We start from the raw sequence: 15207 nt of genomic DNA, 5'->3' as shown, positions 1-15207 counted from the left end.
TTTACCGAATATCTTTCCGAGTTAATTGTTCCATTAACACAGGAGTGGTTCGAATGGAATTAGCCCGTTCAAGTGAAGGTTCTGGTACTGAAAAAGATAGATACCCACGTGACAAAGTGTCCTGGACTACCGCCATTTCCTATGGCATTGGCAGTTACGGCGCAAATGTGATGTACGCGTTTATCGCTATTTACTTAATGTTGTATTACACCGATAGTTTTGGCATTAAAGCCGCTGCCGTCGGATTATTATTTTTAATCGCTCGTCTGGTTGATGGTGCAACAGATATTGCCCTTGGCATTCTGGTAGATAATACCCACACCAAAATGGGGAAATTCAGACCATGGATTCTGATTGGCAGTATTCTGGTATCGCTGACGACGGTCGCCTGTTTCTTAAGCCCAGACTTATCTGAAGCAGGAAAGCTGGCGTATGCCTACTCCACCTATATTTTGTGGAGTATTTGCTTCGCCATTATCGATATTCCCTACTGGTCATTGTCCGCCGCCATCACGCAGGACCCGACCGAGCGCAGTAAAGTCATCACTATCCCGCGCACCATTGCCACCTTTGGCTTTCTCTCTGTCAGTGCCGCAACGCTGTGGTTGGTCAAATTTGTTGGTAGTTGGGCAGGCGTGGCGGTGATTTACAGCGCTATTTTCTTAATCTGCATGTTGATTACATTCTTTGGTGTCAAAGAAAAATATTCCGTACCACGCAAAGAACGGCAAAGTTTTAAAGGATTCTGGACTTTATTAAAACAACATCGCCCGTTACGTCTGCTGCTGACCGGTATGTTTTTATTAGAAATGATTGGTGTTATTCGCGGCACCTTCCAGCTTTATTTCTTCATTTATAATTTGAATACCGAAATGATGCTGGGTATTTTCCTCACGGTTTCAATGATTGCTCAGGTTGCTGGCGCGGTCGTCTCGCCGTTTATTTCCGCAAAAATAGGCAAGAAGAACACCGCACTATATAGCAGCGCGATTATGGCTGCCGCCTGTATGTTGCTGTTCTTTTTCCAGACCAACATCACCCTTATTTTCATCATTGGCGCACTGGCACCATTCTGTGGTGGCGTGGGGCAAATATCGCTTTATTCCATGGTGGCAGACTGTGTGGAATATGGCGAATGGCGCAGCGGCAACCGCTCCGAAGGCATGGTGTTTTCACTGAATATTTTTAAAACCAAATTGTCCGGCGCTATCGGCGGTGCCATTGGCGGATTTATGCTGTCGTGGGCGGGTTATATTCCTCACCAGGTACAGGCGGTGGAAACAGCCATGTGGATTGGCCTGTTATTTACCTTAATTCCTGGTGCGTTAACGCTGATTAGCCTGATCCCACTAGCCGGTTATGAAATTACCGAGAAACGCTTTTATGAAATTCTCGACGATATTCATCAGCGTAATACCAGCAAGCCTGAAGAGGTGAAAGTATGATTACCTGGAATGCGCAACAGCAAACATTTCACCTTCACAATCAGAAAATTAGCTATGTGATGGGGATTGAACACCAACGTTATCTGGTTCACTGCTACTGGGGCAAACGCATTGCCACGTTTAATCAGTATCACGATTACCCAAAACTTGATCGTTCGTCATTTTCACCCACGCCAGCAAACTGGCCGGACAGAACATTTTCACTCGATACCGTTTTGCAGGAGTATCCCGGCCACGGTGCAGGGGATTACCGCGAACCCGCATTTGAGGTGCGCTATGCGGATGGCAACCAGGTCAGCAATTTGCACTACCTTTCGCATCAGATAGTTGCCGGTAAACCCCGCCCTGAAGGGCTGCCAGCAACGTGGGTAGAAACGCCTGACGAAGCTGAAACGCTGGTTATCACGCTTGCCGATCCGGTGACTCATTTGCAGGTTGAGCTGAGCTATACGGTGTTTCGTGACCTCCCGGTTATTGCCCGCGCGGCGCGGCTGGTTAACAAAGGTGATAAGCCGTTACGCCTGCTGCGCGCTCTGAGTTGTGCCGTTGATTTCCCGGATGGCGAATTTGAGCAGATTCAGTTTCCCGGAGCCTGGGCGCGCGAGCGCCAGTGGCATCGCCAGCCGCTCAACCCAGGCATTAGCGTCCTGGACAGCAAACGCGGAGCCAGCAGCACGCATCAACAACCGTTTATCGGCCTGGTGCGCCCGGAAACCACCGAAATGCAAGGTGAAGCCTGGGGAATGCACCTCGTCTATAGCGGCAATTTCACCGCCCGCACCGAGGTCGATGCCTTTAAACAAACTCGCGTGTTGTTAGGTATTAACCCGCACGGATTCGGCTGGCAATTGCTACCGGGTGAAGGCTTCCAGACGCCAGAAGCGGTAATGGTCTGGAGCAATTGCGGCCTTAACGGGCTTTCGCAGGCGCTGCATCGGCTTTATCGCGATAACCTGGTGCGCGGCCAGCATCGCCATCAAACGCGCCCGATTCTGGCGAATAACTGGGAGTCCACCTACTTCGATTTTAATGAAGAAAAGCTGCTGCACTTTGCCCACAACGCAAAACAGCTTGGCGTGGAACTGCTCATGCTTGACGACGGCTGGTTTGGCGAGCGAAACGGCGATACCTCATCGCTCGGCGACTGGTTTGTCAATCAGCAAAAATTCCCTCTCGGCCTGCGCCCGTTAATCGACCAGGTGCACGCAATGGAGATGAAGTTTGGCCTGTGGTTTGAGCCAGAAATGATTTCCCGCCGCAGTGAGCTGTTTGCGTTACATCCTGACTGGGTACTTAGCGCAGGCGAGCAGCCCCTTTCCGAGGGCCGTAACCAGTACATTCTCGATTTAGGTCGCCCGGAAGTGCGCAACAATATTCTTGAGCAAATGAGCACCTTCCTCGAGCAGCATCCTGTTGATTACATTAAATGGGATATGAACCGCAATATGACCGAAGTGGGGTCGCACACGGCCAGCCCCGAGCGCCAACAGGAAACGGCGCACCGCTACATACTTGGGCTGTACGCACTACTCGAGGCTCTCACCACGCGCTTCCCGCATATTCTTTTTGAGTGCTGTGCGGGCGGCGGTGGGCGTTTCGACCCGGGGATGTTGCATTACATGGCGCAAGCCTGGGTGAGCGATAACACCGACGCCGCTTCACGCGTGCATATTCAGTATTCCACCAGCCTGCTCTACCCGCCGATTGTGCAATGCGCACATGTATCGGAAGTCCCCAATCACCAAATGGGGCGATCCACCAGCATGGAGATGCGGGGCGCAGTGGCAATGAGCGGCAACTATGGGCTGATGCTGGATTTGATGCGCAGCGATACCGAGCGCGACAAAGCGGTGAGCGAACAAATTGCTTTTTATAAGCAGCATCGCGAACTGTTGCAGTTCGGCACTTTCTGGCGGCTGGTTAGCCCGTGGCAGAACCCGGACTTTGCCGCGTGGATGTTTGTCTCGCCGGATAAAAACGAGGCATTGCTGATGGCATTTTCTCTGGTCAGCGAGGCTTCTGCGCCATTACGTAAAGTGCGCCTTGCCGGGCTGGATGCGCAGGCTACTTATCAGGTAGACGACCAGCCGCAACCTCTTGGTGGTGATGAGCTGATGTATCGGGGGATTTATATCGATCCGCCACTTAGCCGCGATTACACCAGCCGTATCTGGCACCTGAAGCGCCTGCCATAACTTTTTAGGGGGCTTATCGCCCCCTTTATTTGATGCTTACCCCTTATTCTATTCATGGAAGGATTCCCTATGCGTGACATATCCTTACGGCCCCTGTTTGCCGCAATACTGGCAACAACCCCCACCCTGATGATATCGGCCCCCGTCCAGGCCGAAGGTTTCGTGGACGACTCTCATTTATCCGGAGGAATTTATTACTCGCAGCGTTACCGTGACAAACGCGATATGACCGTGGGAAGCCCGGATTACGGCCATTACGTCGAAGACCTTCACCACGCGACCTTTAACGCTAATCTCGATTTTGTTTCAGGTTATGCCGGGGGTTTTATTGGCCTTGATGTCGCCGGGTTTGCCGCCGTCAACCTCGCCACCGGCAATGCCGCACACCCCAATGAAATCAGTTTAAGTTCGGCAAACCAGCGTTGGGATGAAGACTGGTCCGGGGACAAAGGCGGTTTCAATCTCTACAAAGCCGCGCTGAAATTAAAACATGACGATTACTGGATGCGAGCCGGTTACATCCAGCCGTCCGGCCAAACGCTGCTTGCCGTGCACTGGGGATTTGTTCCCGGTGCGTATCAGGGCGCTGAAATGGGCGGTAGCTGGGACTTCGGTCAGTACGGCGCGCTTTCCAGCTCTTATTTCTGGTCTGATAAATACAAAGCGCCGTGGTACACCGAAATGTATGAATTCCGCGGCGCGGATAACACCACCAAAATCGATTATGTTCATGCCCTCGGTATGCGCTACGACTTTAAAAATAAGCTGGTGCTGGAAACCTCCTGGGCGCAGGCCGCTGATTTTATGGATCAGTACATGACCAAGCTTTCATACAGCTTCCCTGTCGCGGGCAACGATCTGCGCCTGAGTTATCAGTTTTACGGCGCCAGAGATCAGGTCGGTGACAATTCCATTGCCGCCTACGGCTCGGTCAATGACGAATACGAAGGGCTGGCCTGGCTGCAAGGCATCACGCTCGGCTACACACTCGACACGCTGGATTTCCGTCTGGAGGCGCAAACCGTCAAGGCCGAAGGAAATCAGGGCTTCTTCCTGCAACGTATTACCCCGGCTTACGCCAGCTCCAACGGGCGGCTGGATATTTGGTGGGATGCGGCTTCTGACTTCGACGCCAACGGTGAAACCTCCGTTTTCGCGGGCGTGACGTATGACCTGAAAAATTACGAACTTCCCGGCTGGGCGGTTGGCGCAGGCTACGCCTATGGCTGGGGCGGCAAGCCCTGCACGACGTGTACCGTCAACGACGAACTGGCTGACCAGAGCCAACGCATCGACGAATCGGCCTGGACGTTCAATATTGCCCACGTCGTGCAAACGGGTCGCCTGAAAGGCACGTTGTTCAATCTCCATTACATCAATTACGACAACCACGGCAGCAACCCAAACTACAGCGGTGGCTACAACAATATGTTTCAGGATGAAATTGATATCAAATTCAATGTCATTGCACCGTTTTCAATCTTTTAAGGTGTGAAAAATGATCAACAAAATAGGCTTTACTCTGGCATGCCTGATCACATTCAACGCCGCCCACGCCGCCGAGTTTTCTCAGCAGGGGCAGCAGGTTACGGTGCGCCACGGCGAGTATAAATTGCATTACGATCTCAACCGGGGAACGGGGGATTTGCTGTGGGGCAATGTCCCCGTGATCAAAACATTTCGTAGTACGGCACAATTAAGCCAGGCAAGTCTGGACAGTGCCAAAGCGGTAGGCCGCAGCGCGCTTTGGCAGAAAGTAAAAGACCCGGCTCGCGGTGAAGGTGAAACACTTACCTTGAACAACCGCTTTGCCGACGGCACCACTCTGACAGTGCGTTTTTGGTTTTTTAACGATAAAAGCTGGCTGCTCAGCGACATGCAGGTATCGGCACAAAAAAATCTGCACGTGACAAAACTTACGCCCATCAGCGCCTCGTTTGCCGATATTGGAAAAGGCGGCGATAAACGAATTTACACCACGCCCTACTCCAATAATTTCGACTTTGGCGTAGCGGCGGTAAATCATTTTGGCCTGAGCCAGAACGGAACGGATCGCTTTGCCAACCCTGATGAACCGATGGTGAAGTTCAACGGTGTCAGCCATTGGGTCACCGCGCTATTCGACAATACCAACCACCACGGTTTAGTCGCCGGGGCTGCAAGCGTGCAGAAATGGAAAAGTAGCCAGCTTTTGGGGGAAGCACAGCAGGCGAATGGCGCGCTCAGCGAATTCGCACTTTATAACTGGGGCGGAACCCAAAGTGGCAAACAGGTTAGCTCCGATCTGTTTTTTATCGGCTACTTCAACGACTACCGCGACGGGCTGGAAAGCTACGGCAAAGCTTACAACCAGGGTGAACCCCGCCTCAACTGGCAGGGTGGGGTGCCCGTTGGATTTAACGCGTTTTACTCGCACGATAGCTACGGTAAAGCGCGGGATATGTATGACATCACCGATTATGTTGCTAAAAATCTCAAACCGCTGGGGTACGAGTACATCAATATGGACGGTGGTTTTCAGCCTGATGGCTATCCCGAGGGAATGAAAACCTTCACCGACTATGTGCATAAGAAGGGGCTGAAAGCGGGCGGCTATTTGACGCCATTTGCCATCTATGAAAACTGGCTGGATCTGCCGGTAGACGACACGGGTTATAGCCATCGCGACGCCTGCCTGCATGATGAAAAAGGACAACTGGTGAAAACCTATCTGGGCAGTTACGCGCTGGATATGTCACACCCGGCGGCGCAGTACATTGTGCGGCGTAATATCAAAAATTATCTCGCATGGGGGTATGACTACATCAAGCTCGATTTCCTGGATATGGGTTTGTATGAAGGGAAACACCACAACCCGGCGGTAAACGGCATTCAGAACTACCGCATCGGCATGAAGATTATGCGTGACGAAGTACTGGCAAGTGGCCGCCCGGTATTCCTGAATGCATCCATTGCGCCACTGCTGCCCGCCGCGTTTACTCACGGCCGCCGCGCTGCCTGCGATACTTCGCTGGGCGTTGCAAACTACAGTGGTATCGAACGCCAGGCCTTTAACAGCGCAGCCTCCTGGTGGGGCAACGGCACGCTATACGATTATAACGATGCCGATATGTTCCTGCCGGAGTACATCATTCAGGGTAATAACCGCTACGGCCAGTTAGCCGCACAGCGCCTTGCCACCACGGTAGCCCTCGGCGGCGGCCACTGGCTGGTTGGCGATAATCTGCCGTTTGTCGATGAAGACCGCAGTGCATGGCTGGAAAATAAAGCCTTACTGAAGGTTGCCGCCGATGGCAGTGCCGCACGGCCTGTTTCCATGAATAATTTCTACCACGCGGGCGAACATAGCCCAGCGATGCTGGTGCGAAAAGACGATAAAGGCGGCGTGTATGTTGGGCTAACCAACTGGCAGAGCAAACCGCAAACCTTGCAACTCACGCCTGCATCACTGGGGCTTAAAGCAGGCAGCAAGTGGCAGATAACCGAACTTTATAGCGGGCAAAGCTGGCAGCAAAAACTCGGCGTTGTGAGCTACCCGCTGGCGGGAGGGGCTACCGCGCTGCTCCACTTCAGTAAACAATCTGGCGTGACGATTCCGGTGCCTGATAACCTCGCGCAGGGCAAAACGATTACCGCAGGAATAAACAGCTATGAACTGGATTTGGGCAAGCTGACGCAATTTAACCAGATAGTGGTTAAAGAGCCTGCACCGTTTGCGATACGCAATTATGCGCTGGCTTATCAGGAAGGCGGCGCATGGCACACGTTAACGCGTGGCTTTATCCTCGGTGATAAGCGTACCTTTTCGTTCCCGGAGATGAGCGCTCGTCGTCTGCGAGTTCAGTTTGAAAACCACGAAGGGAACCTTAACGCGCCTGAAATTGAGGTTTATCAGCACACCACGGCAGTCCCCGCCATGCACATCGTGCAGGAAAGTATTGCCCCAGGCAGTGAACGGACAGACATGCAGGGCGAGCAGCAATTGATGCAGACCTTCACCTTGCAACAGCCCGATCTGCCAAAGCTCGATTTTTGGTTGTTTGAACGCTACGTGGATGCGGTGCCAGGAGATAACTTCCGGATTCAGATTGTCTTGCTCGATAGCAAAGGTAACCCGGCACAAACGCTGTTTTCGGCAGCCCTGCCACCGTTTAATCTGCCGTCCAGCCCGGCGGTTTACTCCCTCTGGCCGCGTCTGACGGGGTTGGATATCCATAAACGCTATGCGCTGATTTTCAGCTCACAGGGATCAACCTCTCAACCTACGGGAAAAAACAGTTACAGCCTCTGGGTAAGCACAAATAATCCCTACGCCAACGGAGAACTTCGCCATTCTGTGGACAACGGAAAAACCTGGCAGACTGCTACCAACCAGGATTTGTTATTTGCCCTTTATAGCCGCGCGCCTTTCAAATCAGGAGTGAAGTGATGTTCAAAGCAGGAGTCATACTTTGCGGGATATTATTAAGCGGATGTGCCGCCCAGACCGTTAACACGCCACCGCCGATGTCGCCAATGGACGAGTGTAACCAGGCAACAAAAAATGGCGATACCGTGACTATTGCTGAGAAATGTTCGGCAATTACGCGCGATCGGCAGTAACGCTAAAAACAACAAAGCCCACATGATGTGGGCTTTCAGATTGCTGACAAAGGGTGATAAATGTGTTTTGTAGGGTGGATAAGCGTTAGCGTCATCCACCAGTTGTGTCGGATGACGCTGCGTTTATCCGACCTACAAAGACGCTTGTCATCAGTCTCGGCTTTCAGATCTTACAAGTCTGGGATTATGCGTAAACAGGCAAACGTGCGCAGATATCCAGAACTTTTTGCTTAGTACGCTCGATAACCGCTTCGTCGTTGATGCTATCCAGCACATCACACATCCAGCCAGCCAGTTCACGAACGTCAGCTTCAGTGAAGCCACGACGAGTCACCGCAGGGGTACCGATACGGATACCGGAAGTCACAAACGGGCTCTTCGGATCGTTTGGTACGCTGTTCTTGTTGACGGTGATGTTCGCACGACCCAATGCAGCATCGGCTTCTTTACCGGTCAGGTTTTTATCAACCAAGTCCAGCAGGAACAGGTGGTTGTCAGTACCGCCAGACACCACTTTGTAGCCCCGCTCCAGGAACACAGCAACCATCGCTTTCGCGTTTTTGGCCACTTGCTGCTGGTAAGTTTTGAACTCTGGCTCCATCGCTTCTTTCAGTGCGACAGCTTTACCCGCGATGACGTGCATCAGTGGGCCGCCCTGCGCGCCTGGGAATACTGCAGAGTTCAGTTTCTTGTACAGCTCTTCGCTGCCGCCTTTCGCGAGGATCAAACCACCGCGTGGGCCTGCCAGCGTTTTGTGCGTAGTAGTAGTCACAACGTGAGCGTGTGGAACCGGGTTAGGGTAAACGCCTGCGGCAATCAGACCCGCAACGTGTGCCATATCAACGAACAGTTTCGCGTCAACCATGTCGGCGATTTCACGCATTTTTGCCCAGTCAACCACACCAGAATAAGCAGAGAAACCACCGATGATCATTTTCGGTTTGTGTTCTTTGGCTTGTTTTTCCAGATCTGCGTAATCGATATGACCGGATTCATCGATGCCGTAAGGAACGATGTTGTACAGCTTGCCGGAGAAGTTTACCGGGGAGCCGTGAGTCAGGTGGCCGCCGTGCGCCAGGTTCATACCCAGAACGGTGTCGCCTGGTTCCAGCAGCGTGGTGTAGACCGCGAAGTTAGCCTGTGAACCTGAGTGCGGCTGCACGTTAGCGTAATCAGCGCCGAACAGCTCTTTTGCACGGTCGATAGCCAATTGCTCAACCACGTCAACATATTCGCAACCGCCGTAGTAGCGTTTGCCTGGGTAGCCTTCTGCATATTTGTTGGTTAACTGAGAACCCTGAGCCTGCATCACGCGCGGGCTGGTGTAGTTTTCGGAGGCGATCAGTTCAATGTGCTCTTCCTGACGTACTTTTTCTTGCTCCATAGCCTGCCACAGTTGGGCATCATAATCGGCAATGTTCATTTCACGCTTTAACATCCGCATCTCCTAAACTCAGCTAACAGTAAAAATTTACAGCAACGAGGGTGCCCTTTTGGGCGACGGGCAACAGTGTAAACCGAAACAGTGCTGGGTGATAGGCCTTGACAGAGGTTTTTACGCAAACGATTGGCTTGGCGTCCTGCAAGGGTTTGAAGGGGAAAGTGGCAAGCTATTTCAGCGGATATTAATTCATCATCAACATGCATAAATTTCACGTTCTGTGAGCCGAATCGACTCAGTCAGTATCCATTTACAATGTAGTGCTTTTTTTTTAGCGGAGAGTTTTATAAGATGCATTTTAAATGCACTATTAAATTTTAATGTCAGAAAATGGAGCTATACCATGCTTGATGCCCAGACTATCGCTGTTGTGAAATCCACCATTCCCCTGCTTGCAGCAACCGGCCCAAAACTTACCGCACACTTTTACGATCGTATGTTCAGCCATAACCCTGAGCTAAAAGAGATCTTCAATATGAGTAACCAGCGCAATGGCGATCAGCGTGAAGCGCTGTTTAATGCCATCTGTGCTTATGCGACGAATATTGAAAATCTGGCGGTGTTACTGCCTGCGGTAGAAAAAATCGCCCAGAAGCACACCAGTTTCCAGATTAAACCTGAGCAGTACGACATCGTCGGCGGCCACCTGTTAGCAACGCTGGATGAGCTGTTCAGCCCAGGCCAGGAAGTGCTGGATGCGTGGGGCAAGGCGTATGGCGTGCTGGCGGGTGTGTTTATCAACCGTGAAGCGGAAATCTACCAGGATAACGCGGCGAAAAATGGCGGCTGGGAAGGCACGCGTGCTTTCCGCATTGTGGCAAAAGAGCCGCAAAGCCAGCTTATCACCAGTTTTGAATTTGCACCCGTGGATGGCAAACCGGTCGCGGATTATCAGCCTGGCCAATACCTCGGCGTGTGGCTGAAACCAGAAGGGTTCCCGCATCAGGAAATTCGCCAGTATTCACTGACCCGCAAGCCAGATGGTAAAAGCTATCGCATTGCGGTGAAACGTGAAGACCAGGGCCAGGTTTCAAGCTGGTTGCACAATCACGCACAAGTAGGCGATGAACTGCATCTTGCCGCTCCGGCGGGTGATTTCTTTATGGACGTGAACGCGCAAACGCCGGTTACGCTGATTTCAGCTGGCGTTGGCCAGACACCGATGCTGGCAATGCTGGATACGCTGGCAAAAGCTAAACATGCAGCCCAGGTGAACTGGTTCCACGCCGCAGAGCATGGCGACGTGCATGCGTTTGCCGACGAAGTGAATGTGCTGGGTGCGCAGTTGCCACGTTTTGATAGCCACGTGTGGTACCGCACACCGAGCGCGGACTGCCGTGCACAGTCAAAATTCGATAGCGAAGGCTTGATGGATTTGGTTGCACTGGAGAGCAAAATCAATACGCCGGATATGCAGTTTTACCTATGCGGCCCGGTGAGCTTTATGCGTTTTGCAGCGGAGCAGTTAGTGAAGTTGGGCGTTGAGCAGAGCCGAATTAACTATGAGTGTTTTGGCCCGCATAAGGTGATGTGATTTTCCCCTCACCCCGGCCCTCTCCCCAAAGGGGCGAGGGAGAAAAGAAAATCCCCTCTCCTGAGGGAGAGGGTTAGGGTGAGGGCAAACGATGCGGATTAAATCGCGGCGTCGTCTTCTTCCCCAGTACGGATACGCACCACGCGCGCCACGTCAAAGACAAAGATTTTACCATCGCCGATTTTACCGGTTTGCGCGGTACGAATAATGGTGTCCACGCAGGTATCGACGATATCGTCGGTCACGACAATTTCAATTTTCACTTTCGGCAGGAAGTCCACCATGTACTCAGCACCACGGTACAGTTCGGTGTGCCCTTTCTGACGACCAAAACCTTTTACTTCTGTTACCGTCATGCCGGTGATGCCAACTTCTGCCAGCGCTTCGCGCACGTCATCCAGTTTGAACGGTTTAATAATCGCATCAATTTTTTTCATAATTCTCTCTGTCATCCCGCACTTCGTCGATTGCTCAAACTACCACAGACTACTCTTTAAAGTCATTGGCATCGAGTTCATGCCGTGAGAGTAGTTTGTAGAATTCTGTCCGGTTACGCCCCGCAATACGTGCCGCTTGAGTGACATTTCCCTTGGTCATTTGCAGCAATTTGCGCAGGTAATTCAGCTCAAACTGATTACGCGCTTCGACAAAAGTCGGCAGTGCGGTGTTTTCCCCTTCCAGCGCCTGTTGAACCAACGCTTCGCTGATAACCGGAGCGGAAGTCAGGGCCACGCATTGTTCTATCACGTTGACTAACTGGCGCACGTTACCCGGCCAGCTTGCTGCCATCAGGCGTTTCATGGCGTCGGTCGAGAAACTACGCACGAAAGGTTTATGGCGATCGGCTGATTGCCGTAACAGGTGATTTGCCAGCAACGGCACATCTTCGGCGCGTTCATGCAGTGCCGGGATCTTGAGACTCACCACATTCAGGCGATAGAACAAGTCTTCACGAAACTCGCCGCGCTCCATCGCTTTGGGTAAATCACGGTGAGTTGCCGACAGGATACGTACGTCGATGTCGAGGTCGCGATTACTGCCCAATGGGCGCACTTTGCGTTCCTGCAACACACGTAACAATTTAACCTGTAACGGAATCGGCATATCGCCAATCTCATCAAGAAACAATGTCCCGCCTTCTGCGGCCTGGAACAGCCCTTCTCTGCTGCTGACTGCGCCGGTGAATGCGCCGCGTGAATGGCCGAACAGTTCAGATTCCAGCAATTGTTCCGGTAGTGCGCCACAGTTAATGGCGATAAAGGCCTTTTTGCTGCGTGGGCTGGCGTTATGAATCGCCTGGGCGAGAATTTCTTTACCAGTACCGCTTTGCCCGTTAATCAGCACGCTAACATCAGACTGCGCGACCATGCGTGCTTGTTCCAGTAAACGCTGCATGACTGGGTTGCGGGTGACGATAGTATCGCGCCACATTTCATCTCCGGCGATGTGCGAGTGCGACAACGCATCGTCGATGGCTTTGTAGAGCGCGTCTTTATCAACGGGTTTGGTCAGGAAGCTAAAAACACCCTGCTGTGTGGCGGCAACCGCGTCAGGAATAGAGCCGTGGGCGGTCAAAATAATGACCGGCATCCCTGGCTGCACTTTCTGGATTTCGGCAAATAATGCCATCCCATCCATTTCATCCATTCGCAGATCGCTGATAACCAGGTCGATTTTTTCTCGACCCAACAGACGCAACCCCTCAGCACCACTTTCCGCGGTTGAGACGGTGTAACCTTCGCTGGTCAGACGCATGCCAAGAAGTTTTAGCAGACCAGGATCGTCATCAACCAACAGCAATCTGGCGGGTTTACGCTGTGTCATGGTTTCGCCTCCTGCGCGGGTTTGGTGTTGTCCGGTAGTTCGGCAACGGCCGGTTTACGGTTCGAAAGCTGGCGTTCAATATCCGTAAGGTTTTCCAGTTTCCGGGTGGTCAAACTTAACTGGCTTCTGAGCCGTTGCTGCTGCTCACGCAGCGTATCGAGTTCATTGTCTGAACTTTGCTGCAATTTGCTATAGCGCGAGCGTTCGTCAGAAAGCGCCAGTAGAGAAGCCTGGCCATCACGCCAGACCTGGAACAACGAACGCACTTGCGCCGGGACATCAGCGGTCATGGCATCCAACTTCGTCATGTAACGACGACGTTCAGTGGGGGAAATTTTGGCGTTAGAGAGCAAAATGCCGCGCTTGAAAGTGTCACGCCAGTTATCGGCCGGCCAGCGACGGGCTTCCGCTCGTGCTTCTGCGGGCGCTAAACGTTCAGAGCAATCCATCGCACGCAGCCAGTACAGCGGGTTGCTCATGGAATCCTGGCTTTGGTTTTGCCAGATATCATCACAATTCGTCGACAGGTAATCAGCCAGTTGTTGTTCTGGTTCTTCAACGTGTGGCGGGTGTTTAACATCTTTCGGTGCTGTGTTTTGTACACAACTCGCCAGCAACAAAGGCAGTAGCAATGCTGACAGCGGACTAAAAATCGTCACTTTCATTTTTTATTTTTCTCGGGAAATACAGGTAACTCGATCCGGAAGCAAACATCTGCCGTTTCATCGTCAATCAGGTGCAATTCGCCACGCATGCGACGAATACAATCCAGGGCAATACTCAGACCCAGACCGCTACCTTTTACCGCACCTTTACGCTGGTGGCTTCCCTGATAAAAAGGTACAAAAATCATCTCTCGCTCTGCAGCCGGAATGGGGTCGCCGGTATTCGCGACATCAATCAGTAGCATGTTTCCGACCTGCGAGCTTCGCAGATAAATGGTACCGGATTCAGACCCATAGTGCACCGCATTGGAATAGAGATTATCCAGCACACTGGCTAACAACATGGGTTCCGCGAGGCAAGCCTGCGGGCTAAAGTGGCACTCGGTACGCATCATTTTAGCCCGTGCTGGCAAACTGTGAGCGGCGATAATCACATCCATCAGCGGTTTGATCTCAACTTTTTCAAGTTCGACCGGAACATCCGCTAGTTTGCGGTTGTAATCCAGTAATTGCTCAATCAATTTTTGTAAGTGACGGCTACTATTATCGAGAATTTCTACCACTTCTTTTTGGTCGTTAGTCAGTGGCCCGACGACCTGGTCGGCAAGCAGTTCGGTGCCTTCACGCATACTGGCGAGTGGCGTTTTTAGTTCATGGGAAATATGGCGCAAAAATTCATGGCGCTGGGATTCGAGCCACGACAAGCGCTCGCTTAACCAGACAATCCGCTGCCCGACAGAACGCAGTTCGCGCGGCCCGCCTTTAAACAATACCGTATTGCCCAGTGAATGCCCTTCGCCAAGCAAATTAATCATCCGCTCAATGCCTTTTACCGGACCGATAATCATGCGCGTAAAGATCATTACCAACGCGAAACTCAACAGGAATAAAACCAGCGCCTGCCAGCCAAAGAATTGCCCGCGCTCGGCGATTTCTTGCTGAAGTTGTTGCCCACGGGAAAAGACCACCGCGCGTGTGGCTTGTACCATTTCGGCATTTTTGGTGGCGAAGGTTTCAAGGTGTGCAGAAGCGGCGACATCTGGCCCGCTATTTTTACATTGTATTTCGGCAAGATCGTTTAGCGACTGGCGTAGAGCGCTATAAAGTTGATTGTCCGGTAAAACCCCTTGATGGGCTTCTAGCATTTGCGCATAACGCTTACGCTGCCCTTGATAAAGCGTGGCAAGCGTGGCGTCATCCAGCACACAGTACTGCCGGTAGCTACGTTCCATTTCCAGCGCCACGTTCGTCATAGCCTGGCTACGACGGGCATCCACCAGCGTAGTGCGGTTGGTGAGTGCCGCTTGATCGCTAAGTGCGTTGAGGCTTTGCCAGGCTTGCCATGCCAGAACCAGCAGCGGCACCAACACCAACAAAAAAGCCATCATCACAAGCTGGCGTAAAGAGCGCGGGAAAAAATGCCACTGGTTCAATAGCTTCATCTCATTGGGATTGTGAATAATTCGATGCTAGCTGGGAATGGGGGGAGTTTAAAGTTCAG

The 15207-nt window shown here is 52.1% G+C and carries 11 protein-coding genes; 6 read left to right on the top strand and 5 right to left on the bottom strand.

The window, feature by feature from the left end:
- Positions 1 to 53: 53 nt before the first annotated feature.
- The 5 genes from MNO13_RS05610 to MNO13_RS05590 are packed head-to-tail and all read left to right on the top strand — an operon-like array spanning position 54 to position 8242.
- Positions 54 to 1445, top strand: a complete 1392-nt coding sequence (locus tag MNO13_RS05610; RefSeq protein ID WP_241939626.1) for an MFS transporter — start codon at positions 54 to 56, stop codon at positions 1443 to 1445.
- Entirely contained in the window at positions 1442 to 3640 is a 2199-nt protein-coding gene (locus MNO13_RS05605; protein ID WP_241939625.1) for an alpha-galactosidase, read from the top strand. The genes MNO13_RS05610 and MNO13_RS05605 overlap by 4 nt, the downstream gene beginning before the upstream one ends.
- Before the next feature lie 54 nt (positions 3641 to 3694).
- Entirely contained in the window at positions 3695 to 5128 is a 1434-nt protein-coding gene (locus MNO13_RS05600; protein WP_370090776.1) for an OprD family outer membrane porin, read from the top strand.
- A 10-nt stretch (positions 5129 to 5138) separates the two neighbouring features.
- Complete coding sequence (locus tag MNO13_RS05595) at positions 5139 to 8069, top strand: alpha-amylase family protein (protein ID WP_241939624.1); 2931 nt, start codon at positions 5139 to 5141, stop codon at positions 8067 to 8069.
- Positions 8069 to 8242, top strand: coding sequence for a hypothetical protein (locus MNO13_RS05590; RefSeq protein WP_157092929.1), 174 nt, complete (start codon positions 8069 to 8071; stop codon positions 8240 to 8242). The genes MNO13_RS05595 and MNO13_RS05590 overlap by 1 nt, the downstream gene beginning before the upstream one ends.
- A 184-nt stretch (positions 8243 to 8426) precedes the next feature.
- Here MNO13_RS05590 and glyA read toward each other — a convergent pair whose 3' ends face one another.
- Entirely contained in the window at positions 8427 to 9680 is a 1254-nt protein-coding gene (glyA, locus tag MNO13_RS05585) for a serine hydroxymethyltransferase (RefSeq protein WP_121815087.1), read from the bottom strand.
- Positions 9681 to 10026: 346 nt separating this feature from the next.
- On the opposite strand from glyA, the gene hmpA reads away from it, so the two are divergent.
- On the top strand, positions 10027 to 11217 hold the full coding sequence (gene hmpA / locus MNO13_RS05580) for an NO-inducible flavohemoprotein (protein ID WP_241939623.1): 1191 nt from the start codon (positions 10027 to 10029) through the stop codon (positions 11215 to 11217).
- 98 nt (positions 11218 to 11315) lie between these two features.
- On the opposite strand, the gene glnB is transcribed toward hmpA, so the two are convergent.
- Genes glnB through MNO13_RS05560 form a run of 4 tightly spaced genes read right to left on the bottom strand, consistent with a single transcriptional unit; the run spans position 11316 to position 15139 of the window.
- Positions 11316 to 11654, bottom strand: a complete 339-nt coding sequence (glnB, locus tag MNO13_RS05575) for a nitrogen regulatory protein P-II (protein WP_002438074.1) — start codon at positions 11652 to 11654, stop codon at positions 11316 to 11318.
- Between the two features lie 49 nt (positions 11655 to 11703).
- On the bottom strand, positions 11704 to 13041 hold the full coding sequence (gene glrR, locus MNO13_RS05570) for a two-component system response regulator GlrR (protein ID WP_064544391.1): 1338 nt from the start codon (positions 13039 to 13041) through the stop codon (positions 11704 to 11706).
- A complete protein-coding gene (gene qseG, locus MNO13_RS05565) occupies positions 13038 to 13706 on the bottom strand; it encodes a two-component system QseEF-associated lipoprotein QseG (RefSeq protein WP_064544389.1) in 669 nt (222 codons plus the stop codon). Before qseG ends, glrR begins: the two co-directional genes overlap by 4 nt.
- Positions 13703 to 15139, bottom strand: a complete 1437-nt coding sequence (locus MNO13_RS05560; RefSeq protein WP_202914406.1) for a sensor histidine kinase — start codon at positions 15137 to 15139, stop codon at positions 13703 to 13705. Before MNO13_RS05560 ends, qseG begins: the two co-directional genes overlap by 4 nt.
- Positions 15140 to 15207 lie beyond the last annotated feature (68 nt).

This window comes from Buttiauxella ferragutiae (assembly GCF_022637515.1).
GTDB classification, from domain to species: domain Bacteria; phylum Pseudomonadota; class Gammaproteobacteria; order Enterobacterales; family Enterobacteriaceae; genus Buttiauxella; species Buttiauxella ferragutiae.
Note: the sequence above shows the minus strand (reverse complement) of the source record. Positions and strands in the feature narration are given on the sequence as shown.

What these genes read in the sequence shown, in the direction of transcription:
- MNO13_RS05595 (WP_241939624.1), top strand. Translation starts at nt 5,139, where the DNA reads ATGATCAACAAAATAGGCTTTACTCTGGCATGCCTGATCACATTCAAC.
- MNO13_RS05605 (WP_241939625.1), top strand. Translation starts at nt 1,442, where the DNA reads ATGATTACCTGGAATGCGCAACAGCAAACATTTCACCTTCACAATCAG.
- hmpA (WP_241939623.1), top strand. Translation starts at nt 10,027, where the DNA reads ATGCTTGATGCCCAGACTATCGCTGTTGTGAAATCCACCATTCCCCTG.
- qseG (WP_064544389.1), bottom strand. Translation starts at nt 13,706, where the DNA reads ATGAAAGTGACGATTTTTAGTCCGCTGTCAGCATTGCTACTGCCTTTG.
- glnB (WP_002438074.1), bottom strand. Translation starts at nt 11,654, where the DNA reads ATGAAAAAAATTGATGCGATTATTAAACCGTTCAAACTGGATGACGTG.
- MNO13_RS05590 (WP_157092929.1), top strand. Translation starts at nt 8,069, where the DNA reads ATGTTCAAAGCAGGAGTCATACTTTGCGGGATATTATTAAGCGGATGT.
- MNO13_RS05600 (WP_370090776.1), top strand. Translation starts at nt 3,695, where the DNA reads ATGGAAGGATTCCCTATGCGTGACATATCCTTACGGCCCCTGTTTGCC.
- glrR (WP_064544391.1), bottom strand. Translation starts at nt 13,041, where the DNA reads ATGACACAGCGTAAACCCGCCAGATTGCTGTTGGTTGATGACGATCCT.
- glyA (WP_121815087.1), bottom strand. Translation starts at nt 9,680, where the DNA reads ATGTTAAAGCGTGAAATGAACATTGCCGATTATGATGCCCAACTGTGG.
- MNO13_RS05610 (WP_241939626.1), top strand. Translation starts at nt 54, where the DNA reads ATGGAATTAGCCCGTTCAAGTGAAGGTTCTGGTACTGAAAAAGATAGA.